A 24,926-nucleotide genomic window follows, 5' to 3' on the forward strand; every position below is an offset into this window, starting at 1 on the left:
GGGATGATCCCTTTGGAATCCCCCGGTTTGTGGTTCTATGATCAGGGGTGGGATCGATCGTCGTCACGGTCAATCACGCCCCCTCGGAATGCGTTGCCGGTCGCTTTGGGACCCTGATCGTTCGAATCGGCGGATCGATCCATGCTCACCCTCGACCATCTTGTCATCGTCGCACCGGATCTCGCCGCGGGCGTGGCTCATGTCCGCGACGGCCTCGGCGTCGACATGCCCGGAGGCGGACGCCACCGCGAGATGGCGACCCGCAACCATCTGCTGCGCCTCGGACCGGCGACCTTCCTCGAGGTGATCGCGGTGGACGCGGCGGCCGCGCCGCCCGGCCGCCCGCGCTGGTTCGGCCTCGACGACGGCGCCCGCGTGCGGGCCGACTGGGAGGCCGGCCGGCGCCTGCGCGGCTGGGTCGCCCGCACCGGCGACCTCGACGGCCTGCTCGGGCGCCATTCCGGCCTGTTCGGCGATGCGCTGGCCGTCAGCCGCGGCGCCCTGCGCTGGCGCTTCGCCGTGCGCCGCGACGGCGCCTGGCCCGAGGACGGCGCCCTGCCCTGCCCGATGACGTGGGGCGAAGGCCCGCACCCGGCCGGCGCGATGCCCGATCTCGGCTGCCGGCTGGCCGGTCTCACCCTCACGCACCCCGATCCCGACCGGATCGCCGCCCTGTACCGGACGCTTCGGCTCGCGGACGCGCCGGCGGTCCGGGCCGGGGCGTTCGGCTACCGCGCCGAGATCGCGACGCCCCACGGCCTGCGCGTGCTATCCTGACGGGCAGCGCGATCGGCGCGTCGTTCCGGCCCCCTGCAGGAGATTGTCCCATGGCCCTCGTCTGCCCGGTGATCCTCGGCTCCGTCCGCTCGGACCGGCAGGGTCTTCGCGTCGCGCGATTCCTGATCGCCGAGCTGGTGCGGCGCGGCTGGGAGGCGCCGCTGGTCGACCCCGCCGAGCTGCAGCTGCCGCTGCTCGACCGGATGTACAAGGAGCACCCGAAGGACGAGGCGCCGCCGAAGCTCGAGGCGCTGGCGGCGCTCTACCGCCGGGCCGACGCGTTCGCCGTGGTCTCGGCCGAGTACAACCATTCGGTGCCGCCGGCCCTGTCGAACACCCTCGACCACTTCCTGGAGGAGTATTACTGGCGGCCCTCGGCGATCTGCTGCTACTCGGCCGGGCAGTACGGCGGCGTGCGCGCGGCGATGCAGCTTCGGGCGATGCTGGCCGAGCTCGGCATGCCGAGCATCCCCTCGCTGCTGCCGGTGCCGCGGGTCGGCAAGGTGCTGGACGAGGCGGGCACGGCCGCCGAGCCGTGGCTGACCAAGGCCGCCGGCAAGTTCCTCGACGAGCTGGCCTGGTACGCCGAGGCGCTGAAGGCCCAGCGGCAGAAGGGCACGCCGTACTGAGCGCCGAGTGGCACCGCGATTGCCACGCGCCGGGGACCGCGGGTCGCAGGACGGGCGTGGCATCAACGAGAGCTGGGCATGAACGAGAGCGTGGAACGGGTCCGGGACGCCCTGGCCGAGCTGATCAAGGCGGCGCTGATCTCCGACGACCGGACGAGCCTTGCCTGCCGCGACGCGGCGCGGGAGAAGCTCGCGGCGCTGGCGGCCGACCCGCCGGAGGCGGCATCGCTGCGCATCGACGGCGCCTGGACCCTGGCGATCAAGGCGGCCGAGGCGCCGGAGCTCCAGCCGGCCGAAGGCCAGGTGAACCTGACCCTGCCTCGGGCCGCGCCGTTCGCCCTCGAGGACCTGATCGCGCCGGGCTTCGACGTGGACGCCGCCGTCGAGACGATCCGCAAGTCGGCCTCCACCGGCTAGAGCATCGTCCGTGATCCAGGGATCGCGGACGATGCTCTGTCCTGTCGTGAGGCCGTATTGTCTTCACGCGGGCCGGGATCCGCCCCGCTTGAAAATGCTCACCGAGCGGAGACCGGCGACCGACGCCTGTCGAGGGCCGGCGGCGCCGATGTTGCTCCGGATCGGGCGCAGCACCATGTTGGGGAACAGACGCGCGGTCCTCGATCGCGATCCCCGAACAGAACCGTCGCCGCGCGCGGCGCGAGCGAGCTGAACAGCCTTTGGCCAAACGCATCAACACCCAGGCGGGGGAGCCGTCCCTCCCCTCGCGCGAGCAGATCGTCGCCTTCATCGCGCAGGCGACCGACACGGTCGGCAAGCGCGAGATCGCGCAGGCCTTCGGCATCAAGGGCGCCGACAAGATCGGCTTGAAGCGCATCCTCAAGGAGATCGAGGAGGACGGCGACATCGCCCGCGGGCGCGGCGGCCTGTCGAAGGCCGGGCGCCTGCCGCCGGTGGTGCTGGCCGACATCCGCTCGCGCGACCGCAACGGCGACTTCCTGGCGTTTCCCGCCGAGTGGGATGCCGGCAAGGGCGATGGGACGGGCGACGGGACGGGCAAGCCGCCGACCATCGTGCTCCACGCGCCGCGCGGCGGCCGCAAGCCGCGGGGCCTGACCGCCGGCATCGGCGACCGCGCCCTGCTCAGGGTCGAGCCCGACGGCGCCGACGGGCGCTACACCGGCCGCGTCGTCAAGGTGATCGGAAAGAACAAGGCCGAGATCATCGGCGTGTTCCGCGAGGGCGCCCAAGGTGGCCGCATCGTGCCGGTGGAGAAGCGCTCGCAGGGCCGCGAGATCCTGATCCCGCCCGGCGAGGAGGGCGAGGCCCGCGAGGGCGACCTCGTCAGCGTCACGCTGGAGCGCGAGACCCGCTTCGGGCTGCCGCGCGGCCGGGTGCGCGAGCGCCTCGGCTCGCTCGGTTCCGAAAAGGCGGTGAGCCTGATCGCGCTGCACCTCCACCACATCCCGCACGTGTTCGCGGAGGCGACGCTGGCCGAGGCCGACGCGGCCAAGCCCGCCACGATGAAGGGCCGCGAGGATTGGCGCGACCGCCCGCTGCTGACCATCGATCCGCCCGACGCCAAGGACCACGACGACGCGGTGATGGCGCAAGCCGACGACGACGCCGGCAACCCCGGCGGCTTCGTCGTCACCGTGGCGATCGCCGACGTCGCGGCCTACGTCCGCCCCGGCTCGGCCCTCGACCGCGAGGCGCTGGAGCGCGGCAACTCGGTCTACTTCCCCGACCGGGTCGTGCCGATGCTGCCCGAGCGTATCTCCAACGACCTGTGCTCGCTCCGCGAGGGCGAGGACCGCCCGGCGCTGGCGGTGCGGATGGTGGTCGCCGCCGACGGGACGAAGCGCAAGCACACGTTCCACCGGGTGATGATGCGCTCGCGCGCCAAGCTCTCCTACGCCCAGGCGCAGGCCGCCATCGACGGGCACGGCGACGACGCCGCGAATGCGCTGCTCGACACGGCGCTCCGCCCGCTCTGGGCCGCCTACGCGGCGCTCCGCGAGGCGCGCGACCGGCGCGGCCCGCTGGCGCTCGACCTGCCGGAGCGCAAGGTGCTGCTGACCCCGGACGGCGCGGTCGACCGGGTGATCGTGCCGGAGCGCCTCGACGCGCACCGGCTGATCGAGGAGTTCATGATCCAGGCCAACGTCGCGGCGGCCGAGACGCTCGAGGGCGCGCGCCAGGCGCTGATCTACCGGGTGCACGACGAGCCGGCGATCGAGAAGATGCGCGCGCTCGGCGAGGTGCTCGCCTCGGTCGGCGTCAAGCTGCCGAAGGAGGGCGCGCTCCGGCCGGCCCTGTTCAACCGCATCCTCGCGGCGGTGGCCGAGACCGAGCACGCGCTGTTCATCAACGAGGTGGTGCTGCGCAGCCAGGCCCAGGCCGTCTACGGCTCGGAGAATCTCGGGCATTTCGGGCTGAACCTGCGCCGCTACGCCCACTTCACCTCGCCGATCCGGCGCTACGCCGACCTCATCGTCCACCGGGCGCTGATCGCTGCCGGGCGCATGGGCTCGGACGGGCTCTCGCCGGACGTGACGGCCGCCGACCTCGCGCAGGTCGGTGAGCAGATCTCGGCGGCCGAGCGCCGGGCCATGGCGGCCGAGCGCGAGACCATCGACCGGCTGATCGCCCACCACCTCGCCGACCGGGTCGGCGCGACCTTCCACGGCCAGATCGCCGGCGTGACGCGGGCCGGGCTGTTCATCAAGCTGGCCGATACCGGCGCGGACGGCTTCGTGCCGATCTCGACGCTGGGCGCCGACTACTTCCGCCACGAGGAGGGCCGCCACGCGCTGGTCGGCGAGCGCACCGGCGAGACCTTCCGGCTGGGCGACAAGGTCGAGGTGAAGCTCGTCGAGGCCGCCCCCGTCGCCGGCGCGCTGCGCTTCGACCTTTTGTCGGAAGGGCGCACCCGGGCGGGAACCAAGGCCTCCGGCACCCAGGCGCCCGGCGACCGCGCCTTCAAGGCCGCCCCGAGCGGCCGCCCCGCCGGCATCCGCAACGCGGGCACGCGTCACCGCGGCTCGCGCCGATGAGGCGGCAGGGTGTATGGTGACGGCATGATGCGCGAGCCCCCCACCCGTACCGGCCTGGTCCGCTCGATGGCGCAGGGCTTCGTCGGCCGCTGCCCGCATTGCGGGGAGGGCCGGATCTTCGGGCGCTACCTCAAGGTCCGGCCCGAATGCGACGCGTGCGGGCTCGAGCTGCACCATCACCGCGCCGACGACCTGCCGCCCTACCTGGTGATCTTCGTGGTCGCCCACGTGATCGGCTACCTGATCCTCGAATCGGAGCTGAACTACGACGTGCCGCTCTGGGTCTCGCTCAGCGTCTGGCCGGTGGTGACGCTGGCGCTGGCGCTCGGGCTGCTCCAGCCGGTGAAGGGCGCGGTGGTCGGGCTGCAATACGCGCTTGGCATGCACGGCTTCGCCACGCTACCGGGAGCTAAGCCCGACGCGGGGCCGGAGGACGCGCACCTTGACCGACCCGGCCTCGACGGCGCGTCCCCCCTCCGGCCCTAAGCCGAAACCGTCCGCGGCCTTGCGCCCGCGCGACGCCGCGACGCTGATCGTGCTCGACCGCCGCAGCAGCGGGCCGAAGGTGCTGATGGGGCGGCGCAACGCCGGCCTCGCCTTCATGCCGGGCAAGTTCGTGTTTCCCGGCGGGCGGATCGAGGCGAGCGACAGGCGCATGCCGGTGGCCGGCGCGCTGCCCGACTACGCCGAGGCCGCGCTGACCCGGCAGGTGGTGCGCCCGCCCCACCATCTCGGCCGCGCGCTGGCGCTCGCCGCCATCCGCGAGACCTTCGAGGAGACCGGCCTGCTCGTCGGCACCCGCGAATACGGGCCGCCGGAGGAGGTGCCGGCCGGCTGGGAGGCCTTCGCCGCCCACGGCGTGCTGCCGGACCTCGAGGCGCTGCACTTCGTCGCCCGCGCGATCACGCCGCCGAAGCGCGTGCGCCGCTTCGACACCCGCTTCTTCACGGTCGACCGCCGCGCCATCGCCGCCGAGGAGCCGGGCCGGGTCTCGGAGGCGTCGGAACTCACCGAGCTCGCGTGGTTCACCTTCGCCGCCGCGCGCAAGCTCGACCTGCCGACCATCACAGGCATGATCCTCGACGAGCTGGAAGCCCAGGTCGCGGTCGACTTCGCGCCCTACCGCCCGATCCCGTTCCACGCCGAGCGCCGCGGCCGGCGCGAGCGCACGGTGCTGTAGGGCTCGGGCCGCGGGGCGCCCGAGCGGGTCCCCACCTTGACGGCCCCGGCCCGATCGGGCATTCACCCGCCGGTATTCGGCCGGCCACGCCCGGCCCTTTTGCGTTTCGCGCTTGCGGAATGCCGCGAAGCCCCAGGAGCGCCCGCCATGGCCAAGGCCGTCACCGTCAAGATCAAGCTCGTCTCCACCGCCGACACGGGCTACTTCTACGTCACCAAGAAGAACTCCCGCACGCAGACCGAGAAGCTGACGCAGCGCAAGTACGACCCGGTCGTGCGCAAGCACGTCGACTTCAAGGAATCGAAGATCAAGTAAGCGTTTCGGTCCGGCAGCCCGGATCGGACGACGAGGCCGCCCCCGACCGGGGCGGCCTTTTTCGTGCACGCCGGTGCGGCGCTCCTACAGGTCCGGCGCGTCGAGCGTCTTCGCCAATGTCCGCGCGATGGCGACCAGCGCCGTGATCATCGGGGTGGAGGGCTCGCGCCGCGGCGCCACCAGGCCGATCGTGTGCTCCAGCTCCGGCGCGACGATCGGGATCGCGCGCACGCCGACCATCGGCCCGAGGGCGTCGGCGAGGATCGCCGGCATCACGCTCGCCCACTTGAGCGTGCGGACATGGGTCATCAGCACGATCATCGAGTTCGATTCGAGCGAGGCCGAGGGCTCGCCGCCCGCGTCGCGGATCTGCTGGTCGATGATGCGCCGGTTCTGCATGTTCGGCGTGAGCAGGCACAGCGGCAGGCGGCCGATCTCGGCCCAGGTCACCGAGGCGCGTGCGTCGAAGGCGCCGCCTTCCGCGGTCAGCAGCCGGTAGCGCTCGCGGTAGAGCGGCACCGAGATCACCCGGCCGAGCGGCTCGTTGTCGAGGTAGGTCAGGCCGGCATCGGCCTCCAGGTTCTCGATCAACGAGAAGATGTCGGCCGAGGTGGTCGATTCCACCGTCAGCCGCACGTCGGGGTGCTTCTCGCGGTAGGGCGTGGTGAGGTTGGCCACCATCGGCAACGCGGTCGGGATCGCGGCGATGCGCAGGTGCCCGGTGAGGCCGCGGCGCAGGCCCGCCACGTCCTCGTGCATGGCGCGGCTGTCGGCGACGATGCGCCGGCCCCATTCGAGCACGCGCTCGCCCTCCGGGGTGAAGCCCTGGAAGCGCGAGCCGCGCCGCACCAGCTGCACCCCGAAGCGGTTCTCGAGCTGCTTCACCCCCGCCGACAGGGTCTGCTGGGTGACGCCGCAGGTCTCGGCGGCGCGCCCGAAATGCTGCTCCCGCGAGAGCGCGAGCAGGAAGTCGAGCTTGTCGATCATGGCACCCTCCCCGGCGGCGTGCCGGGAAGGCTATACCCATTCGGCCGACCGCGCCCGCTCAGCGGAACAGGATCAGCGCCTTGGCCAGCGTCGTCCACACGCCCCAGGCGATCGGGATGCCGACGACGGCCCAGGCGGCGAGCGCCGCCAGGCCGAAGCCGCCGCGGCCGATGCCGAAGGAGCCCGAGGGGATCGTCCCCGCCGCGCCCCGGCTGTTCAGCGCCGCCACGTCGGCGTCCGACATGAACCACTTGGCCTTGAGCGGGCGCACCAGCAGGTTGGCGACGAAGCCGAGCGCCAGCATGCCGGCGAGGATGTACATGGTGCCGTCGTAGAGGCGCGAGCCGGCGACGCCGGCATCGACCTGCGCCTGGCGGATGTAGTTGACCACCACCGGCCCGACGATGCCGGCCGTCGACCACGCGGTGAGCAGCCGCCCGTGGATCGCGCCGACGAACTGCGTGCCGAAGATGTCGGCGAGATAGGCCGGCACCGTGGCGAAGCCGCCGCCGTACATCGACAGGATGACGCAGAACGCGAGCACGAACAGCGCCTGCGAGCCTGCGGCGGCGAAGGACGGCGCACCGGCATAGAGCGCGATGCCGAGCGCGAAGAAGATCGCGTAGGTGGTCTTGCGCCCGAGCTTGTCCGACATCGAGGCCCAGAAGAAGCGGCCGCCGATGTTGAACAGCGACAGCAGCCCGACGAAGCCCGCCGCGATCGCGGCGACCTGCGCCTTCTGGCCGGCCTCGAGGGCGGAAAAGCCGACATCCGGCGCGCCGACGAGGCGGCCGCCGAAGATCTCCTGCAGCATCGGCGAGGCGATGCCGATGACGCCGATCCCGGCCGAGACGTTGAGGCACAGCACCGCCCAGATCAGCCAGAACTGCGCGGTCTTGTGCGCGTCGTCGAGGTGGACCTGGCCGTTGGTGATCATCCCCGCCTTGGCCGGCGCCGGGCTCCAGCCCTCGGGCTTCCAGCCGGCCGGCGGCACGCGGTAGCCGAGCGCGCCGGCCATCATGAACACGAAGTAGCCGGCGGCCATCACCAGGAAGGTCTGCCACACGCCGACCGAGGTCGGCGACTTGAACGCGTCCATCAGCATCGCCGCCAGCGGCGAGCCGATCAGCGCGCCGCCGCCGAACCCCATGATCGCCATGCCGGTGGCCATGCCGCGCCGGTCCGGGAACCACTTGATCAGGGTCGAGACCGGCGAGATGTAGCCGAGCCCGAGGCCGATGCCGCCGATCACGCCCGAGCCGAGCCACATCATCCAGAGCTGATGGGTGACGATGCCCAGCGCCGAGATCGCCATGCCGCCGCACCAGCACAAAGCCGCGGCGATGCCGGCCTTGCGCGGCCCCGCCCGCTCGAGCCAGCCGCCAAACACCGCGGCCGAGGCCCCGAGGAAGACGAAGAACAGGGTGTACATCCAGCCGAGATCGGCCACCCGCCAATCGCAGGTGGTGGTCACCAGCGCGGTCGCCAGCGACATGTCCGGGCAGGCCTTCGACGCGGTGATGCCGAGGGCGCGCGAGAGCGGCAGCCAGAACACCGAGAAGCCGTAGGCCATGCCGATGCAGAGGTGGATCGCCAGGGCCGCCGGCGGCACGAGCCAGCGGTTAAACCCGGGTTTCGCGACGATGTATTCGCGCGACAACCAGGATGTCGGCCGCTCGCGCAGCAAGGTGACGTCGGCGGTCCGTGCGGTCATCGGTGAAGTTCCCCCGAAGCGGCCCTGTTGAGCGGGCCGTCAATCGAGGTGAATTCTAAGGATTGAATTCAAGCGCGACTATCCGCGGATGTCGACGAGTCGGACGTTTCATCCGTCCGATCGTGACAAAACCGCGCCGGCGTCAACCGGCGTCGCTCGCACCTTCGCCGAGCTTCTGCGGATCGCGGGTGGCGGACCGCACCGGGCTCTCGGCCTCGGTCCGGCCCTCGCGCATCGCGCGGACCACGAGCGGGTCGACCCGCTCGCCCATCGCCGGCAGGCAGGCCTCGAGGCTCGCGAGCATCTTCGGGGTCCAGAACGCGACCACGTGCTTGTGGATGCCGGTCACCGCCTCGTCGTCCGGGTAGGACCGGAAGAAGGACGCGATCTGGTTGGCCATTCGCACCAGCTTCTCGTCGCTCGTCAGCGCGCTCATCGAAAACCTTTGCTTGCCTGCGTTGCCGAACGATGCGCGAGCAGCGCGTGTCCCTCCCCCCGCAGAGGGGGGAGGGAAGAGCCTGCCGCTACTCCGCCGCGTCGAGCTGCTGCGCGATGCGGGTGAGCGAGAAGTCCTCCTCGTAGAACTTCGCCTGCCAGTCCGACGGGCGGTTGGTGCGCCGGACCTGCACCGCCGTGACCTTGTACTCGGGGCAGTTGGTCGCCCAGTCCGAGAAGTCCGTCGTGATGACGTTCGCGCCGGTCTTGGCGTGATGGAAGGTGGTGTAGACCACGCCCGGCTGCATCCGCTCGGTGATACGCGCCTTGAGCGCGATGTCGCCCGACCGGCTCTCCAGCGAGACCAGGTCGCCGTCGACCACGCCGCGGACCTCGGCGTCGAACGGGTGGATCTCCAGCACGTCCTCCTCGTGCCAGCGCGAGTTCTCGGTGCGCCGGGTCTGCGCGCCGACATTGTACTGCGACAGGATCCGGCCGGTGGTGAGGATGAGCGGGAACTTCGCCCCCGTGCGCTCCTCGGTGGCCACGAACTCGGTGATCATGAACCGGCCGAGGCCGCGCACGAACCGGTCGACGTGCATCATCGGCGTGCCCATCGGCGCCTTGTCGTTGCAGGGCCACTGCACCGAGCCGAGCTCATCGAGCTTGGCGAAGGAGACGCCGGCGAAGCTCGGCGTCAGCGCCGCGATCTCGTCCATGATCTCCGACGGATGGCTGTAGTCCATCTCGTAGCCCAGCGCCTTGGAGAGCAGGATCGTGCCCTCCCAGTCGCCGTAGCCGCCCATCGGCGGCATCACCTTGCGCACGCGCGAGATCCGGCGCTCGGCGTTGGTGAAGGTGCCGTCCTTCTCCAGGAACGAGGCGCCCGGCAGGAAGACGTGGGCGTACTTGGCGGTCTCGTTCAGGAACAGGTCCTGGATGACGATGCACTCCATCGCCATCAGGCCGGACGTGACGTGGTGGGTGTCCGGGTCCGACTGGGCGATGTCCTCGCCCTGGATGTACATGCCCTTGAAGGCGCCATCGACGGCCTCGTCGAGCATGTTGGTGATGCGCAGGCCCGGCGCGTTGTCGAGCTTGGCCCCCCAGAGCGCCTCGAAGCTCTCGCGGGTGGCGTCGTCCGAGACGTGGCGGTAGCCCGGCAGCTCGTGCGGGAACGAGCCCATGTCGCAGGAGCCCTGGACGTTGTTCTGGCCGCGCAGCGGGTTCACGCCGGCGCCGAGCTTGCCGATGTTGCCGGTGGCCATGGCGATGTTGGCCATGCCCATCACCATGGTCGAGCCCTGGCTGTGCTCGGTGACGCCGAGGCCGTAGTAGATGCCGGCGTTGCCGCCGGTGGCGTAGAGCCGGGCGGCGGCGCGGAGCTCAACGGGGTCGATGCCGGTGTATTGCGCCTGCGCCTCCGGCGAGTGGCGCTCGTCGGCGATGAAGCGGGCCCAGGACTCGAACTCGGCGAGGTCGCAGCGCTCGCGCACGTAGGCCTCGTCGATCAGCCCCTCGGTGACGATCACGTGCGCCATCGAGTTGATGAAGGCGACGTTGGAGCCGGGCTTCAGCGGCAGGTGGTGCGTCGCCTTGATGTGGGGCGACTTCACCAGGTCGATCTTGCGCGGATCGGCGACGATGAGCTTGGCGCCCTGGCGCAGGCGCCGCTTCATCCGCGAGCCGAAGACCGGGTGGCCGTCGGTCGGGTTGGCGCCGATCACCAGGATCACGTCGGACTGCTCGACCGACTTGAAGTCCTGCGTGCCGGCCGAGGTGCCGAGCGTCGACATCAGGCCGTAGCCGGTCGGCGAGTGGCAGACGCGGGCGCAGGTGTCGACGTTGTTGTTGCCGAAGGCGGCGCGCACCAGCTTCTGGACGAGGTAGGCCTCCTCGTTGGTGCAGCGCGACGAGGTGATGCCGCCGACCGAGTCCCGGCCGTAGGTCGCCTGGATGCGCTTGAACTCGGAGGCCGCGCGGCCGATCGCCTCCTCCCACGACACCTCGCGCCACGGATCCGTGATCTTCTCGCGGATCATCGGCTTGGTGATGCGGTCCTTGTGGGTGGCGTAGCCGTAGGCGAAGCGGCCCTTGACGCAGCTGTGGCCCTCGTTGGCCTTGCCGCCCTTGTAGGGCACCATGCGGATGATCTTGGTGCCCTGCATCTCCGCCTTGAACGAGCAGCCGACGCCGCAATAGGCGCAGGTCGTGACCTCCGAATGCTCGGGCTGGCCGTGCTCGTGGATCGACTTCTCCTGGAGCGTCGCGGTCGGGCAGGCCTGCACGCAGGCGCCGCAGGACACGCACTCGGATTCCATGAAGTTGGTGTTGCCGGCCGCCACGCGGCTGTCGAAGCCGCGGCCCTCGATGGTGAGCGCGAAGGTGCCCTGCACCTCCTCGCAGGCGCGGACGCAGCGGTTGCAGACGATGCACTTCGACGGATCGTAGGTGAAGTACGGGTTCGACTCGTCCTTCGGCAGGTACTTCTCGGCGGTGGGCACGACGTGGTTGTCGCCGTCGTAGCCGTAGCGCACGTCGCGCAGGCCCACGATCCCGGCCATGTCCTGCAGCTCGCAGTCGCCGTTGGCCGCGCAGGTCAGGCAGGTCAGCGGGTGGTCGGAGATGTAGAGCTCCATCACGCCCTTGCGGAGCTTGGCGAGCTTGTCGGTCTGCGTCCGCACCACCATGCCGTTCTCGGCCGGCGTGGTGCAGGAGGCCGGCGTGCCGCGCCGCCCCTCGATCTCCACGAGGCAGAGGCGGCAGGAGCCGAACGGCTCCAGCGAATCCGTCGCGCACAGCTTGGGGATCTGCGTGCCCGCCGTCATCGCGGCGGCCATCACCGACGTTCCGGCCGGGACGGTGACGTCCATGCCGTCGATGCTCAGCGTCACCGTCTGATCGCTGACGCGGATCGGGGTGCCGTAGTCGATCTCTTTGATGAGGGCCATGGACGCCTCCCTACTCCGCCGCGACGGGCAGGTCGCCCGCGCGCGAAAAGTCTTCGGGGAAATGGGTGATCGCGCTCATCACGGGCATCGGCGTGAGCCCGCCCATGGCGCAGAGCGAACCGTCGGTCATGACCTCACAGAGGTCGGCGATGACGGTGAGGTTCTTCTCCGGGCTGATCCCGGCGATGACCTTGTCCATCGTCTCGACGCCGCGGGTCGCGCCGATGCGGCACGGGGTGCACTTGCCGCAGGATTCCGTGGCGCAGAACTCGAAGGCGAAGCGGGCCTGCTTCGCCATATCGACGGTGTCGTCGAACACGACGATGCCGCCGTGGCCGACGAGACCCTTGTTGGCTGCCATCGCCTCGTAATCGAGGGGCGTGTCGAGCAGATGATCGGGGAAGTAGGCCCCGAGCGGGCCGCCGACCTGCACCGCGCGGACCGGGCGGCCGGAGAAGGTGCCGCCGCCGTAGCCCTCGATCACCTCGCGCAGCGTGATGCCGAAGGCGGTCTCGATCAGGCCGCCGTGCTTCACGTTGCCGGCGAGCTGGATCGGCAGGGTGCCGAGCGAGCGGCCCATGCCGTAATCGGCGTAGGCCTTGGCGCCGTGCTCCAGGATCCAGGGCGTCGCCGTGAAGGTCATCACGTTGTTGACGAGCGTCGGCTGGCCGAGGAAGCCCTTCAGCGCCGGGATCGGCGGCTTGGCGCGGACGATGCCGCGCTTGCCCTCGAGGCTCTCCAGCAGCGAGGTCTCCTCGCCGCAGATGTAGGCGCCGGCGCCGAGCCGCACCTCGAGGTGGAAGCTCTTGCCCGAGCCCATCACGTCGTCGCCGAGGACGCCCGCCGCGATGCCGTTGGCGATGGCCTCTTTCAGCGTCGCGAAGGCCTGCGGGTACTCGGAGCGCAGGTAGATGTAGCCCCGCGTCGCGCCGACGGCGACGGCAGCGATGGTCATGCCCTCGATGAGGTTGAAGGGGTCGCCCTCCATCATCATCCGGTCGGCGAAGGTGCCGGAATCGCCCTCGTCGGCGTTGCAGACCACGTATTTCTGGTGCGACTGCGCCAGCATCACCGTGTTCCACTTGATGCCGGCGGGAAAGCCGGCGCCGCCGCGGCCGCGCAGGCCGGATTCGCGGACCTCGCCGACGGTGCCCTCGGGGCCGAGCCGCAACGCGGCCTCGAGGCCGCGATAGCCGCCATGGGCCTTGTAGTCGTCGACCGAGACCGGATCGATCACGCCGCAGCGGTGGAAGGTGAGCCGCTGCTGGCGGGCGAGGAACGGGATCGCCTCCGGGTCGCCGAGGCGGAGCGGGTGGTCGCCGCCCTCCGCCAGGCCGGCATCGAGGAGCGCGTCGACGTCGGCGGGCGTCACCGGGCCGTAGGCGACGCGGCCCTCGGGGGTCGCGACCTCGATCATCGGCTCGAGCCAGAACAGGCCGCGCGAGCCGGTGCGGACGATCGACACGTCGAGGCCGCGGCGCTCGGCGCCGGAGAACAGCGCGCGGGCGACGCGGTTGGCGCCGAGGCCGAGGGCCACGGCGTCGCGGGGGACGTAGAGGGTGATGCTCATGGGGGTGCTCATGCGCGCGCCTCGCTGAGGGCCGCGTCGAGGCTGTCGGCGGTGAGGCGTGCGATCGGCTCGCCGTCCACCAGCGCCGCCGGGGCGTTGGAGCACAGGCCGAGGCAGTAGACCGGCTCGACCGTCGCGTTCCCGTCGGCGGTGGTGCCGTGCCAGCCGGTGCCGAGGCGCGACAGGATCTCGGCGTGCAGCCGGTCCGAGCCCATGGCCTGGCAGGCCTCGGCGCGGCACAGCTTCACCGCGTGCCGGCCGGTCGGGTGGGCGCGGAAGTCGTGGTAGAAGGTGATGCAGCCGTGGACCTCGGCCCGCGACAGGTTGAGCGCATCGGCGATCAGCGGCACCGCGCCGGCATCGACGTAGCCGAAGGTCTCCTGCAGCGCGTGCAGGATCGGAAGGGTGGCGCCTTCCAGGTGACGGTGCTCGGCGATGATCCCGGAAGCGCGCTGCGCATCCCAGGGCTCGAAACGCGGCATGATTTCCTGCCCAGATTGTTCCCGTTCTAAGTGGCGACTGGAACAGAAATGCCGATTGCATTCAATCGTGCAGATCGGTCGCTCGACAAAGGTCTTCTGTCGAAATCGAGGGTCCGGCCCTCTGCTTCCCTACGGACGAACCCGCGAGCGCGGCATTTTCAACACGTCCGATTTGTCATGCTGCACCGCAACAGAACGGAGCGTCGGAGCGCACGTCATGCTGCCGTGCAATAAACTACCGGTTCGCATTCCGGCCTCAACCCTCGGATGGTTCGGCCCACGTTCGTCTGCAACCATCGACGGGCACACCGAAACTTTCTTTTCGCCGGCATGAAACCCTGGACCAAAGCACGACTTGACAAGCCCTAAGGGCAGTCTTGGAGCTGTCCGTCAGGCTTACGACGGCGCTGGCAACGGGATGAATAGGGCGCCGAAGGTGACGAATTCCATGGTCAAGAGCGATCTCCACCCGCCGCATTCCGGGCCCGGGTCCGATCCGGTGCTCTACGGGGTGGCCGCCGGGCTCGCCGAGCTGTTCCCGCCGGTGACGGCGCACCCGCGCCCGGTCCACGATCGCGACCGGGCCGAGACCGACGAGCCCGACCAGGACTGAGGCGACGCGCCCCGAGCGCGCAACCCGACGCGTCTTCCGTCGGAGCGCGTCCCGCGGCGATCGTGATCAGAGCGCGTCCCGCGCCGTGTCCTGCCAGCGCACCAGCGGGGTCGTGAGCGCGACCAGCAAAGCGTCGGCGAGCTTGCCCGCCACCGCGAAGGCGATGATCGCGGCGAGGATCTGCTCGGGCTTGGAGAATTGCTGGCCGTCGATCAGCAGGTAGCCGAGACCTTCGGACGCCCCCATCAGCTCGGCCGCGACCACGAACAGGAAGCCGAGCCCGAGGCCGGTGCGCAAGGCCGTGACGGTGGCCGGCAGCACCGCGGGCAGCAGGATGCGCCGCACCTGCGCCGCCCGCGACAGCCGGAAGATCCGCCCGACCTCGACGAGCTTGCGGTCGACCGAGGCGATGGCGCCCGCGACCCCGACATAGACGGGGAAGAACACCCCGACCGCGATCAGCATCACCTTCGGCGTCTCGAGGATGCCGAACCACAGGATGAACAGCGGCACCCAGGCGAGCGACGGCACCGCGCGCAACGCCTGCAGGCTCGGGTCGACGAGCCGGCGCAGGTCCGGCAGGGTCGCGGTCAGCGCGCCCGCGACGATCCCCGCCGCCGCGCCGAGCGCGAAGCCGAGGCCGACGCGCACCAGCGTCGCGGAGACGTGCATCCACAGGTCGCCCGAGCGGGCGAGCTCCCACAGCGTCGCCGCGATTCGGCTCGGCGGCGGCAGCAGCCGCCCCTGCGCCAGGCCGGCACGGACCGCCGCCTCCCAGCCCAGAGCCAGCGCCAGCGGAAGCAGGAGGCCGAGGCCGGCCCGGCCCAAGCGCGGGGAGACCGCGCGTCCGGCCCGTGGGGCGGCGCTTGGCGCGAGGTTGGAAGCGGCGTTCGCCGCCGGAGCGGCCGCGGGTCCGGTCATCGGGCGTAGAGCTCGGAAAGGTGTGGCATCGGACCGTCGGGAGCTGGAGGGTCGGCGGCCCTATAGCACCGCCGCGGGCTCAGCGCCGCGCCTCGGTCGCCATCCGCACCGCGAGGCCGGCGAGCACGGTGCCCATCAGCCAGCGCTGCGCCACCATCCAGGCCGGGCGCCCGCCGAGGAAGCCGGCCACCGACCCGGCGGTGACGGCGAGCAGCGCGTTCACGCCGACGCTGATCCCGGTCTGCACCGACCCCAGCACCAGCGATTGCACCAGCACGCTGCCGTGCCCCGGCGTGATGAACTGCGGCAGCAGCGACAGGTACATCACCGCGATCTTCGGGTTGAGGAGGTTCGTCAGGAACCCCATCGCGAACAGCCGCCGCGGCCCGTCGGGCGGCAGCATCCGCGGCTGGAACGGCGAGCGCCCGCCCGGCCGCACCGCCTGCCAGGCCAGCCACAGCAGGTAGAGCGCGCCGGAAAGGCGCAGGGCGTCGTAGGCGAAGGGCACGGCGAGCAGCAGCGCGGTGATGCCGAAGGCCGCCGCCAGCATGTAGACGAGATACCCCGCCGCGACCCCGCCGAGCGAGACCAGCCCGGCGCCCGCCCCCTGCGAGAGCGAGCGCGAGACCAGGTAGACCATGTTCGGCCCCGGCGTCAGCACCATGCCGAGGGAGACCAGCGCGAAGGCGAGGAGGTTCGTGATCTCGGGCATGCCTCCGGTCGCTCCTGCTGTGTGCGTCGACCGAACCGTGGGCATATCGCGGCGCGGCCCCCCTCTCCCAGGGGGAGAGGGACAGGGTGAGGGGTGTGACCTTTCCGTCTGAGGCACGCCCCTCATCCCACCCTTCTCCCCCTGGGAGAAGGAGCCGCGCTGCGGATCGCGCGGACGATACGGCTCTGCGACGAACGATGCGAGCGGGGCTCGATACGCCCTCGCCTACCGCGCCGGGTTGAAGCGCGTGTCGATCAGCCCGTCGACGGCGGCGGGGACGTCGGTGCCGGCGGGGATGATGCCGGCCTGCTGCAGGGCGAGGCCGGCCGCCTGGATCGAGGCCGCCTGGGCCTTGCCGACCGCCGGCTCGGAGAGGTCGGTGCGGGCGACCTGCCGGGCGATCACCGGCTCGGGCAGCTTCGTGGCGGCGACCAGGGCCGCCTTCAGCGCGTCCGGGTTCTGGATCGCGAACAGCCGCGCCCGCTCGTAGGCGGCGATCACGGTGCGGACGAGCTCGGGGTTCTCCTGGGCGAACGCCTCGCGCACGTCGAGCAGGCCCCAGGTGTTGGCGCTCGCGTCGCGGAAGAACAGCACGTCGTCGTTCTCGATCTCGGCCGCGGCCATCATCGGGTCGAGGCCGGCCCAGGCGTCGACGTCGCCGCGGTCGAGCGCCGTGCGGCCGTCGGCGTGCTGGAGCAGGACGAGCTTGGCGTCGCGCTCGGTCAGGCCCGCGCCCTGGAGGGCGCGGATCAGGAAGATGTGCGGGTCGGTGCCGCGGGTCACCGCGATGCGCTTGCCCTTGAGGTCGGCGACCCGCGCGATGCCGCTGTCCTTGCGGGTGACGAGCGCGGTCCATTCCGGCCGCGAGTAGGCGTAGACCGCCTTGATCGGGTTGCCGTTGATGCGCGCCACGAGGGCGGCGGCGCCGGCCGAGGAGCCGAAGTCGATCGCGCCGGCATTGAGGAATTCGAGCGCCTTGTTGGAGCCGAGCGACTGGACCCAGCGCACGGTGATGCCCCTCGGCTTCAGCGCTTCCTCCAAAAACCCCTTGTCCTTCAGGACCAGCCCGACCGGGTTGTAGGTCGCCCAGTCGAGGCGGACCTCCTTGACCTCGGCGGCGCCGGCGGGCGCGGACAAGGCGGCGGGCAGGGCGACCGGGAGAGCGAGCGCGAGGGCGGCACCGAGAAGCGCGCGGCGGGCAAGGCGCATGAGGACAGTCCTTTTCGGATCGGGCGTTTGATCCGAGCTAGGCCGGTGCGTTCTTTATGTCAAACGACAATTCCGCAATATAGGACGCACAGCCGTGGATGATCGGCATCAACCGAGTTGCAGGAACGCCGCGATCTTCGCCTTCACGTCATCGATCACGGCCGCCGGCGCGACGTCGACGAAGCGCGCGTAGCGCTCGGCCCAGGCGAGCGGCTTGCCCTGGTCCGCAAGGACGAAGCCGTGGATCTTCAGCCCGGACGGCAGGGCCACCTCGTAAGGGTAGCCACGTCCGCGGCTGGTGACCGGACACGCGAAGCAGCGCCCGACGAGGCCGTTGTAGGACCGCGGCGTGAGGACGAGCCCGGGCCGGGTGAAGCCCTGCTCGGTCCCAAGATGCGGACTGAACTCGAGGAAGATCAGGTCGCCGAGATCAGGGCAATAGGGCGGCTCACCAGATCTCGTCACCGACCGTCCGCCCCTCGAACTGGTCGTCGTGCAGGTTCTCTTTGGTGATGCCGGCAAGCAGGCCGTCGAAGGTGTAGCGCGGCGGCTCTGCGCGCGGCGCGATGACGATCCGCCCCTCCTCGACACTCAGTTCGGCCGTGCTGCCTTCAGCAGCGCCGACGTCTCGCAGGATCTGCGCCGGGATGCGGAGGGCGAGACTGTTGCCCCATCGGGAGAACTGAACGATCACGCGCACCTCTCCTGGCATGGCTGTGACCAAGCTTCGAACGGCACCGTGCCGCGCTCGCATCAACGTATCGCCTTCGTATATACGATCCCCGGGACGGCGCGTCAAAGCTCGCCCACCGGCACCCCGCCCGCTCCGGCGGATCCGGATCGAGCGTGGCTTCGGCGTGGCTCTTGCTCGCGGCCCCTCGCCCGAGGCCCTTCGCTGACGAGCCCCGGCTCGAGGACCCTGGCTCGACGCCGCGCGCCTGTCCAGAAGCCCGGCCCCGCTGGCAGCACCGGCAGTTCATGCTAACGGGTACCCATGTTCGATGCCGTCGCTGCCCTGGACAAGGTTCTGGATGCCCTGGATCGCGAGGCTCGTGAGCCGACGAAGCTCCGCGCCGTCCTGGTGCCGGAGCTGAAGCGGGTCATCGAGGCCGGCCACGCGGCGGCCGAGGCGCAGCTTCTGAAGGACCGGGACGGCATGCGCTGCGCCCGCGCGCTGTCGAACCTCACCGACGCGGTGGTGCGCGCGATCCACGACGCGGTGGTCTGGCGGCTCTATCCGAACGACAACCCCTCCACCGGCGAGCAGCTCGCGGTGGTGGCGACCGGCGGCTACGGCCGGGGCACGATGGCGCCGGGCTCCGACATCGATCTCCTGTTCCTGCTGCCCTACAAGCAGACCGCATGGTCGGAGAGCGTCGTCGAGGCGATGCTCTACGTGCTGTGGGACCTCAAGCTGAAGGTCGGCCACGCCACCCGCTCGGTCGAGGAATGCCTGCGCGAGGCCCGCGCCGACATGACGATCCGCACGGCGCTCCTGGAGGCGCGCTTCCTGTTCGGCACGCGGGTGCTGTTCGAGGAGCTGGTGACGCGCTTCGACGCCGAGCTGGTGATGGGCACCGCGCACGAGTTCGTCGAGGCCAAGCTGCGCGAGCGCGACGGCCGCATCACCAAGGCCGGCTCCTCGCGCTACCTGGTCGAGCCCAACGTCAAGGACGGCAAGGGCGGCCTGCGCGACCTCAACACCCTGTTCTGGATCGCCAAGTACACCTACCGGGTGCGCGACCAGGTCGAGCTCGTCGCCGCCGGCCTGTTCACGGCGGAGGAGTACCGCCTGTTCGAGCGCTGCGACGAGTTCCTGTGGCGGGTGCGCTGCCACCTGCACTTCGTCACGCGGCGCGCGGAGGAGCGGCTGTCCTTCGGGCTGCAGCCGAAGATCGCCGAGCGCCTCGGCTTCGGGCCGCGCGGCGGGCTGTCGGGCGTCGAGCGCTTCATGAAGGCGTACTTCCTGATCGCCAAGGACGTCGGCGACCTCACCGCCATCGTCTGCGCCGAGCTGGAGGCGCGCCACGCCAAGCGCACGCCGGTGCTCGACCGCTGGATCGGCAAGTTCCGCGATCGGTTCCGCGCCACCGCGATCGAGGCGGAGGATTTCTGGCTCGACCACGGCCGGGTCAACGTCCGCGCCGAGGACGCGTTCGAGCGCGATCCGGTCAACCTCCTGCGCCTGTTCTGGCTCGCCGACCGGCACAACCTCGCGATCCATCCCGACGCCAAGCGCCTGGCGAACCGCTCCCTGCGCCTGATCGGCCACGCCCTGCGCGCCGACGAGGAGGCCAACCGCCTCTTCCTCGAGATCCTGACCTCGAAGAACTCGCCGGAATCGGTGCTGCGGCAGATGAACGAGGCCGGCGTGCTCGGCCGCTTCATCCCGGATTTCGGCCGCATCGTCGCGATGATGCAGTTCAACATGTACCACCATTTCACGGTGGACGAGCACCTGCTGCGCTCGCTCGGCGTGCTCGCGGCGATCGATTCCGGGCGCACCGAGGAGCAGTTCCCGCTGGTCTCGCGCCTGGTCAACGCGATCCACAACCGGCGCGCGCTCTACGTGGCGATCCTGCTCCACGACATCGCCAAGGGCCGGCCCGAGGACCACTCGATCGCCGGCGCGGCGATCGCGCAGAAGCTGTGCCCGCGCTTCGGCCTGACCCAGGCCGAGACCGAGACGGTGGCCTGGCTCGTCGAGCACCATCTCCTGATGTCGATGACCGCCCAGAGCCGCGACCTTTCGGATCCGAAGACCATCGAGAAGTTCGCCGCCGTGGTGCAGACGCTGGAGCGCCTGCGCCTGCTGACGATCCTCACCGTCGCCGACATCACCGCCGTCGGCCCCGGCGTCTGGACCGCGTGGAAGGGCACGCTGATCCGCACCCTCTACGACGAGACCGAGGTGGTGCTGTCGGGCGGCCATTCCGAGATCGCCCGCACCGACCGCGTCCGGCTGATCCAGATGGGCCTGCGCGAGCAGCTGCCCGACTGGTCGTCGGAGGTGTTCGACGCCTACGCCGCGCGCCACAACCAGGCCTACTGGCTGAAGGTCGACGGCGTGCGCCAGTTCAAGAACGCCGGCTTCATCCGCCAGGCGATCGAGGCCGGCCGCACCAGCGCCACCGACGTCGAGACCGATCCGGTCCGCGGCGTCACCGAGCTGACGGTGTACTCGCCCGACCACCCGCGGCTGCTGGCCATCGTCACCGGGGCCTGCGCGGCGGCCGGCGGCAACATCGTCGACGCCCAGGCCTTCACCACCAGCGACGGCTTCGCCCTCGATTCGATCTTCATCTCCCGCGCCTTCGAGCGCGACGAGGACGAGATGCGCCGCGGCCGGCGCATCACCGCCTCGATCGAGCGCTCGCTCAAGGGCGAGATCAAGATCGCCGAGCTCGTGGCCGACAAGCACCCGCCCTCCACCGGCCGGGCCAAGACCTTCCTGGTCCCGCCGGACGTGGCGATCGACAACGCGCTGTCCAGCCGCGAGACGGTGGTCGAGGTCACCGGCCTCGACCGGCCGGGCCTGCTCTACGAGCTGACCACGGCGCTGAACCGCCTCAACCTCAACATCACCTCGGCGCATGTCGCGACCTTCGGCGAGCGGGCGGTGGACGTGTTCTACGTCACCGACCTGACCGGCACCCGCGTCACCCAGCCCGACCGCCAGGCGGCGATCCGCAGCGCGGTGATGGAGGTCTTCGCCGGCGACGTGGCGGTGATGAAGGCGGAGGGGCTGGAGGCGCTCGTCGCCGCGCCGCCGCCGCGGGAGGCGTGATGTGCTTCGCCGGGTTGATTTCGCGGCCCGCGCGCCTGATATCAACGCCGACCCCGAAATCACCCGGCGAGCCCTTTTCGCGATGACGAGCAACGACATGCAGCATGACGACCCGCGCCAGAGCACGGTCGAGGCCGGCGCCGGCGTGGCGCACGAGGCGCCGCACGACGCCCCCGCGTCCCAGGACGGGTCGGCCGCCGACGCGAAGCTCGCGGCGATGACCGCCGAGCGCGACGAGCTGAAGGACCGCACGCTGCGCACGCTGGCCGAGATGGAGAACCTGCGCCGCCGGACCGAGCGCGAGGTCGCCGACGGCCGGACCTACGCGGTCACCAACTTCGCCCGCGACGTGCTCAACGTCGCCGACAACATCCGCCGCGCGCTCGACAGCGTCCCGGCCGAGGCGCGGGCCTCGGCCGAGGGCGCCCTGAAGGGCCTGATCGACGGCATCGAGCTGACCGAGCGGGATCTCGCCAAGACCCTGGAGCGCCACGGCGTGAAGGTGGTCGAGCCCAAGGGCCAGCGCTTCGACCCGAACCGCCACCAGGCGATGTTCGAGGTGCCCGACCCGGAGGTGCCGGCCGGCACCGTCGTGCAGGTGGTCCAGTCGGGCTACGTCATCGGCGACCGGACCCTGCGCCCGGCCCTGGTCGGCGTCGCCAAGGGCGGCCCGAAGGCCGGCGCGCCGGCGGACGCCGCGCAGGCGTAAGGCGGCCGACGCAGGCCGGGCCTCGTCCGGCCTGCGTCCCGCCTCGGGGGCGCCGCCGCGACGCCTTCCTGCCCGGCCCGTCGGTTCGCGGCTGCGCGGGATCTCGGCGCCGGATCGATCGCGCCACGCACCGCGCGCCCGTCTCGGACGGGAAAGGCGCCCTTCCCCCGCCGGGCGGGAGGGACGGGCGATCGGGCGTCGCAGGACAGTCCGACAGCGGCCCGCGCGGGTCGGGCGCCGGCAGCGCACGCCATCCGGGAACGGCCACGCCATCGCCGTGCGCGAACGCACGGCGCGTCCGCCGAATCCTCGCCCGCACGGCTTCCGGATGCAGGCGACAGTTGAACATTCGGAAACGCTTGGGCCATAACTTCGCCATCGGCCGGGCGCATCCCGGACGAGTCGGCGCGGCGCGCGAAGCGTCGGGGCCGGGCTCGCGGGCGCATCGCCCCAGCGTCGCGCATCGGAATCGTCATGCAGGTCGTCGACGCGGTCGAGATGAACGGGTACGCCCAGGCGAGCGGTCGGACCGACCTGCGCCGCACCCGCGCGCATGCGCGCGCCCATCGCCACAGCGCCCAGGTGCGCACGCTGCGCCGGGTGCTGCCCCTGGTCGCGGGCGGCGCGGTGATCGCGCTCGGAGCCTGGCTGTTCAACCCGTTCGCGGCCGTCATCCCCGGCGTCAGCGTCGGGCCGGTGACGCTGTCGGGCACCAAGGTGCGGATGGAGAACCCGAAGCTCTCCGGCTTCCGCAAGGGCGACCGCGGCTACGAGGTCACCGCCACCGCCGCGCTGCAGGACATGCGCAAGCCGAGCCTGATCGAGCTCGAGGCGATGCGCGGCCACGTCGCCACCGACGACAAGGGCGGCCTCGCCTGGATCGAGGCGGCGACCGGGCTGTTCGACACCACCCGCGAGGCGCTCGACCTCAAGCAGGACATCCGGATCTGGACCGACAAGGGCGAGGAGGCGCGGCTGCAATCGGCCGCCGTCGACTTCAAGGCCGGCAGCGTGAAATCGGCCGAGACCGTCACCGTGTCGGTGCCGAGCGGCCAGGTGGTCGCCGACGGGCTCGACGTGGTCGAGAACGGCCGCGTGATCTCGTTCATCGGCAACGTCCACACCGTGTTCCACCAGGACAAGGCCAAGGACGCGAAGGCCGACGACAAGGCCGAGCCGGCCAAGGCGCCCCTGCGCGTCCTCACCTCCTCGGCCGAGCCGACGGACGGCCGCCCATGACGGGCCTGTCCGGTCTGCCGGCGCGGCTCGCCGCCGCCTTCGCGGCCGCGTCGCTTCTCTCCGTTGCGCTGCCGGTCGCGCCCGCCCGGGCCGAGAAGCCGGCCGTCGCGGCGGCGCCGAAGAAGGATCCGACCTCGCCGTTCGGATCGATGGGCGGCGGCAAGGAGCCGATCAAGATCGACGCCGACCGGCTCGACGTGTTCGACCGCGAGAGCAAGGCGATCTTCGCCGGCAACGTCGTGGCCGTGCAGGGCGAGAGCACCATCCGCTGCTCGACGATGACGGTCCACTACAAGCGCGGCAAGGACAAGGACGCCAAGGACAAGGCGAGCCCGGCCGCGGAGGCCGAGGACAAGCCCAAGGATGCGGCCGGCATGGGCGAGAACGGCATCCAGAAGGTGGAATGCGCCGGCCCGGTCACGGTGGTGCAGAAGGACCAGGTCGCCACCGGCGACAGCGCGGTGTTCGACCAGGCGGCCAAGCGCATCGTGCTCACCGGCAACGTCGTGCTGAGCCAGTGCCAGAACGTCACCCGCGGCCAACGCCTCGTCTACGACATGAACACCGGCCGCGCGAACATGGACCCGGTGCCGGGTGGGCGCGTCTCCGCCCTGTTCGTGCCGGGCGAGAAGGCCGAGAAGGACAAGCCCGCCAAGGGCTGCGCGCAGCCCGCCGGCATCGCCAGGACCGCGCCGAAGCCGGCCGACGCCGCCAAGGGTGACGCGGCCAAGGGTGACGCAGCCAAGACGGATGCCGCCAAGGGCGACGGCAAGTCCGACGGCAAGACGCGGGCCCAGGCCAATTGAGCGGTTCGATCGGCGTCCCCGGCGGTCAGGCCCTCTCCCCGCACCGGTCCGAGACCGCGAGCCCGCGCCCGTCCTGGCTCGGGCGGGTGCTCGGCCGCGCCCGGCCCGAGGCCGCGCCGTCCGAGGTCGAGGGCGGCCCCGGCATCCTCAGCGTCCGCGGCCTGCGCAAGAGCTACGGCGCGCGCACCGTCGTGCACGAGGCCGGGCTCACGGTGCGGACCGGCGAGGCGGTCGGCCTGCTCGGGCCGAACGGCGCCGGCAAGACCACGATCTTCTACATGATCACCGGGCTGGTGGCGGCCGACCGCGGCCACATCACGCTGGACGGCCTGGCGATCACCCACCTGCCGATGTACCAGCGCGCGCGCCTCGGCATCGGCTACCTGCCGCAGGAAGCCTCGATCTTCCGCGGCCTGACGGTGGAGGACAACATCCGCGCCGTGCTCGAGGTCGCCGAGCCCGACCGCAAGGCGCGGGCGAGGAAGCTCGATTCGCTGCTCGAGGAATTCGACATCGCGCGCCTGCGCAAGTCCCCGTCGATCGCGCTCTCGGGCGGCGAGCGGCGGCGCTGCGAGATCGCCCGGGCGCTGGCCTCGTCGCCGACCTTCATGCTGCTCGACGAGCCCTTCGCCGGCATCGACCCGATCGCGGTCGGCGACATCCAGGACCTCGTCAAGCACCTGAAGCAGCGCGGCATCGGCGTGCTGATCACCGACCACAACGTCCGCGAGACGCTCGGCCTGATCGACCGCGCCTACATCGCCCATTCCGGCCGCATCCTCACCGAGGGCACCCCGGAGGAGATCGTCGCCAACGCCGACGCGCGCCGGCTCTACCTCGGCGAGGATTTCCGGCTGTAGCGGCGGCGGCTCCGGT

At 71.1% G+C, this 24,926-nt stretch carries 24 protein-coding genes; 13 read left to right on the forward strand and 11 right to left on the reverse strand.

From position 1 onward, the window contains the following. Nucleotides 1–141 precede the first annotated feature (141 nt). The 7 genes from FV227_RS03330 to rpmG all read left to right on the forward strand — a co-directional run bounded on the left by FV227_RS03330 (nt 142) and on the right by rpmG (nt 5,915). Entirely contained in the window at nt 142–777 is a 636-nt protein-coding gene (locus FV227_RS03330) for a VOC family protein (RefSeq protein WP_147858281.1), read from the forward strand. A gap of 50 nt (nt 778–827) precedes the next feature. After that, nucleotides 828–1,406: an NAD(P)H-dependent oxidoreductase gene (locus tag FV227_RS03335; protein ID WP_147728936.1), complete on the forward strand. Its 579-nt coding sequence runs from the start codon at nt 828–830 to the stop codon at nt 1,404–1,406. A gap of 78 nt (nt 1,407–1,484) precedes the next feature. Then, nucleotides 1,485–1,823, forward strand: coding sequence for a hypothetical protein (locus FV227_RS03340; RefSeq protein ID WP_147728935.1), 339 nt, complete (start codon nt 1,485–1,487; stop codon nt 1,821–1,823). Between the two features lie 260 nt (nt 1,824–2,083). Next, on the forward strand, nt 2,084–4,420 hold the full coding sequence (gene rnr, locus FV227_RS03345) for a ribonuclease R (protein ID WP_147858282.1): 2,337 nt from the start codon (nt 2,084–2,086) through the stop codon (nt 4,418–4,420). A gap of 27 nt (nt 4,421–4,447) precedes the next feature. Beyond that, nucleotides 4,448–4,906, forward strand: coding sequence for a DUF983 domain-containing protein (locus FV227_RS03350; RefSeq protein WP_246687865.1), 459 nt, complete (start codon nt 4,448–4,450; stop codon nt 4,904–4,906). Between the two features lie 19 nt (nt 4,907–4,925). Further along, a complete protein-coding gene (locus FV227_RS03355) occupies nt 4,926–5,600 on the forward strand; it encodes an NUDIX domain-containing protein (RefSeq protein WP_244033158.1) in 675 nt (224 codons plus the stop codon). Nucleotides 5,601–5,747: 147 nt separating this feature from the next. Beyond that, complete coding sequence (gene rpmG / locus FV227_RS03360) at nt 5,748–5,915, forward strand: 50S ribosomal protein L33 (RefSeq protein ID WP_147726819.1); 168 nt, start codon at nt 5,748–5,750, stop codon at nt 5,913–5,915. Between the two features lie 84 nt (nt 5,916–5,999). Here rpmG and FV227_RS03365 read toward each other — a convergent pair whose 3' ends face one another. The 6 genes from FV227_RS03365 to FV227_RS03390 all read right to left on the reverse strand — a co-directional run bounded on the left by FV227_RS03365 (nt 6,000) and on the right by FV227_RS03390 (nt 14,054). Further along, on the reverse strand, nt 6,000–6,902 hold the full coding sequence (locus FV227_RS03365; protein WP_147726817.1) for a LysR family transcriptional regulator: 903 nt from the start codon (nt 6,900–6,902) through the stop codon (nt 6,000–6,002). A 58-nt stretch (nt 6,903–6,960) separates the two neighbouring features. Continuing rightward, nucleotides 6,961–8,616 (reverse strand): OFA family MFS transporter, encoded by a 1,656-nt coding sequence (locus FV227_RS03370; protein ID WP_147726816.1) that lies wholly within the window; start codon nt 8,614–8,616, stop codon nt 6,961–6,963. Between the two features lie 142 nt (nt 8,617–8,758). Further along, nucleotides 8,759–9,052, reverse strand: a complete 294-nt coding sequence (locus FV227_RS03375) for a formate dehydrogenase subunit delta (protein ID WP_147726813.1) — start codon at nt 9,050–9,052, stop codon at nt 8,759–8,761. Between the two features lie 88 nt (nt 9,053–9,140). Then, nucleotides 9,141–12,002: a formate dehydrogenase subunit alpha gene (fdhF, locus tag FV227_RS03380; protein WP_147726811.1), complete on the reverse strand. Its 2,862-nt coding sequence runs from the start codon at nt 12,000–12,002 to the stop codon at nt 9,141–9,143. A gap of 10 nt (nt 12,003–12,012) precedes the next feature. Then, on the reverse strand, nt 12,013–13,572 hold the full coding sequence (locus FV227_RS03385; protein ID WP_147858305.1) for a formate dehydrogenase beta subunit: 1,560 nt from the start codon (nt 13,570–13,572) through the stop codon (nt 12,013–12,015). Between the two features lie 8 nt (nt 13,573–13,580). Beyond that, on the reverse strand, nt 13,581–14,054 hold the full coding sequence (locus FV227_RS03390) for a formate dehydrogenase subunit gamma (protein ID WP_147726809.1): 474 nt from the start codon (nt 14,052–14,054) through the stop codon (nt 13,581–13,583). 448 nt (nt 14,055–14,502) lie between these two features. Between FV227_RS03390 and FV227_RS03395 the strand changes: the two genes are divergently transcribed. After that, nucleotides 14,503–14,667 (forward strand): hypothetical protein, encoded by a 165-nt coding sequence (locus tag FV227_RS03395; RefSeq protein WP_243933661.1) that lies wholly within the window; start codon nt 14,503–14,505, stop codon nt 14,665–14,667. A gap of 66 nt (nt 14,668–14,733) precedes the next feature. Here FV227_RS03395 and FV227_RS03400 read toward each other — a convergent pair whose 3' ends face one another. The 5 genes from FV227_RS03400 to FV227_RS03420 form a co-directional block, all read right to left on the reverse strand. Then, entirely contained in the window at nt 14,734–15,588 is an 855-nt protein-coding gene (locus FV227_RS03400) for an ABC transporter permease (RefSeq protein WP_147858283.1), read from the reverse strand. Between the two features lie 79 nt (nt 15,589–15,667). Continuing rightward, nucleotides 15,668–16,300: a LysE family translocator gene (locus FV227_RS03405; protein WP_147728172.1), complete on the reverse strand. Its 633-nt coding sequence runs from the start codon at nt 16,298–16,300 to the stop codon at nt 15,668–15,670. A 225-nt stretch (nt 16,301–16,525) separates the two neighbouring features. Beyond that, on the reverse strand, nt 16,526–17,509 hold the full coding sequence (locus tag FV227_RS03410; protein ID WP_147728173.1) for an aliphatic sulfonate ABC transporter substrate-binding protein: 984 nt from the start codon (nt 17,507–17,509) through the stop codon (nt 16,526–16,528). Between the two features lie 108 nt (nt 17,510–17,617). Then, entirely contained in the window at nt 17,618–17,974 is a 357-nt protein-coding gene (locus FV227_RS03415; RefSeq protein WP_147728174.1) for a type II toxin-antitoxin system PemK/MazF family toxin, read from the reverse strand. After that, nucleotides 17,958–18,203, reverse strand: a complete 246-nt coding sequence (locus FV227_RS03420) for an AbrB/MazE/SpoVT family DNA-binding domain-containing protein (RefSeq protein WP_210246691.1) — start codon at nt 18,201–18,203, stop codon at nt 17,958–17,960. The genes FV227_RS03415 and FV227_RS03420 overlap by 17 nt, the downstream gene beginning before the upstream one ends. 300 nt (nt 18,204–18,503) lie before the next feature. On the opposite strand from FV227_RS03420, the gene FV227_RS03425 reads away from it, so the two are divergent. From FV227_RS03425 to lptB, 5 genes are all read left to right on the forward strand, one after another. Next, a complete protein-coding gene (locus FV227_RS03425; protein ID WP_147728175.1) occupies nt 18,504–21,296 on the forward strand; it encodes a [protein-PII] uridylyltransferase in 2,793 nt (930 codons plus the stop codon). Between the two features lie 82 nt (nt 21,297–21,378). Then, nucleotides 21,379–22,005 (forward strand): nucleotide exchange factor GrpE, encoded by a 627-nt coding sequence (grpE, locus tag FV227_RS03430; RefSeq protein WP_243938182.1) that lies wholly within the window; start codon nt 21,379–21,381, stop codon nt 22,003–22,005. A gap of 474 nt (nt 22,006–22,479) precedes the next feature. Continuing rightward, a complete protein-coding gene (locus FV227_RS03435) occupies nt 22,480–23,244 on the forward strand; it encodes a lipopolysaccharide-assembly, LptC-related protein (RefSeq protein ID WP_147728819.1) in 765 nt (254 codons plus the stop codon). After that, nucleotides 23,241–24,050 (forward strand): LptA/OstA family protein, encoded by an 810-nt coding sequence (locus FV227_RS03440; RefSeq protein WP_147728820.1) that lies wholly within the window; start codon nt 23,241–23,243, stop codon nt 24,048–24,050. Before FV227_RS03435 ends, FV227_RS03440 begins: the two co-directional genes overlap by 4 nt. An 86-nt stretch (nt 24,051–24,136) precedes the next feature. After that, on the forward strand, nt 24,137–24,910 hold the full coding sequence (gene lptB, locus FV227_RS03445; protein ID WP_243950730.1) for an LPS export ABC transporter ATP-binding protein: 774 nt from the start codon (nt 24,137–24,139) through the stop codon (nt 24,908–24,910). Nucleotides 24,911–24,926 lie beyond the last annotated feature (16 nt).

The sequence above is a fragment of the Methylobacterium sp. WL119 genome, from assembly GCF_008039875.1.
In the GTDB taxonomy this organism is placed as follows: domain Bacteria; phylum Pseudomonadota; class Alphaproteobacteria; order Rhizobiales; family Beijerinckiaceae; genus Methylobacterium.

Coding starts and splice junctions, on each gene's coding strand:
- FV227_RS03330 (WP_147858281.1), top strand. CDS start 142: ATGCTCACCCTCGACCATCTTGTCATCGTCGCACCGGATCTCGCCGCG.
- FV227_RS03335 (WP_147728936.1), top strand. CDS start 828: ATGGCCCTCGTCTGCCCGGTGATCCTCGGCTCCGTCCGCTCGGACCGG.
- FV227_RS03340 (WP_147728935.1), top strand. CDS start 1,485: ATGAACGAGAGCGTGGAACGGGTCCGGGACGCCCTGGCCGAGCTGATC.
- FV227_RS03350 (WP_246687865.1), top strand. CDS start 4,448: ATGCGCGAGCCCCCCACCCGTACCGGCCTGGTCCGCTCGATGGCGCAG.
- rpmG (WP_147726819.1), top strand. CDS start 5,748: ATGGCCAAGGCCGTCACCGTCAAGATCAAGCTCGTCTCCACCGCCGAC.
- FV227_RS03365 (WP_147726817.1), bottom strand. CDS start 6,902: ATGATCGACAAGCTCGACTTCCTGCTCGCGCTCTCGCGGGAGCAGCAT.
- FV227_RS03370 (WP_147726816.1), bottom strand. CDS start 8,616: ATGACCGCACGGACCGCCGACGTCACCTTGCTGCGCGAGCGGCCGACA.
- FV227_RS03375 (WP_147726813.1), bottom strand. CDS start 9,052: ATGAGCGCGCTGACGAGCGACGAGAAGCTGGTGCGAATGGCCAACCAG.
- fdhF (WP_147726811.1), bottom strand. CDS start 12,002: ATGGCCCTCATCAAAGAGATCGACTACGGCACCCCGATCCGCGTCAGC.
- FV227_RS03385 (WP_147858305.1), bottom strand. CDS start 13,572: ATGAGCATCACCCTCTACGTCCCCCGCGACGCCGTGGCCCTCGGCCTC.
- FV227_RS03390 (WP_147726809.1), bottom strand. CDS start 14,054: ATGCCGCGTTTCGAGCCCTGGGATGCGCAGCGCGCTTCCGGGATCATC.
- FV227_RS03395 (WP_243933661.1), top strand. CDS start 14,503: ATGGTCAAGAGCGATCTCCACCCGCCGCATTCCGGGCCCGGGTCCGAT.
- FV227_RS03400 (WP_147858283.1), bottom strand. CDS start 15,588: ATGACCGGACCCGCGGCCGCTCCGGCGGCGAACGCCGCTTCCAACCTC.
- FV227_RS03405 (WP_147728172.1), bottom strand. CDS start 16,300: ATGCCCGAGATCACGAACCTCCTCGCCTTCGCGCTGGTCTCCCTCGGC.
- FV227_RS03410 (WP_147728173.1), bottom strand. CDS start 17,509: ATGCGCCTTGCCCGCCGCGCGCTTCTCGGTGCCGCCCTCGCGCTCGCT.
- FV227_RS03425 (WP_147728175.1), top strand. CDS start 18,504: ATGTTCGATGCCGTCGCTGCCCTGGACAAGGTTCTGGATGCCCTGGAT.
- grpE (WP_243938182.1), top strand. CDS start 21,379: ATGACGAGCAACGACATGCAGCATGACGACCCGCGCCAGAGCACGGTC.
- FV227_RS03435 (WP_147728819.1), top strand. CDS start 22,480: ATGCAGGTCGTCGACGCGGTCGAGATGAACGGGTACGCCCAGGCGAGC.
- FV227_RS03440 (WP_147728820.1), top strand. CDS start 23,241: ATGACGGGCCTGTCCGGTCTGCCGGCGCGGCTCGCCGCCGCCTTCGCG.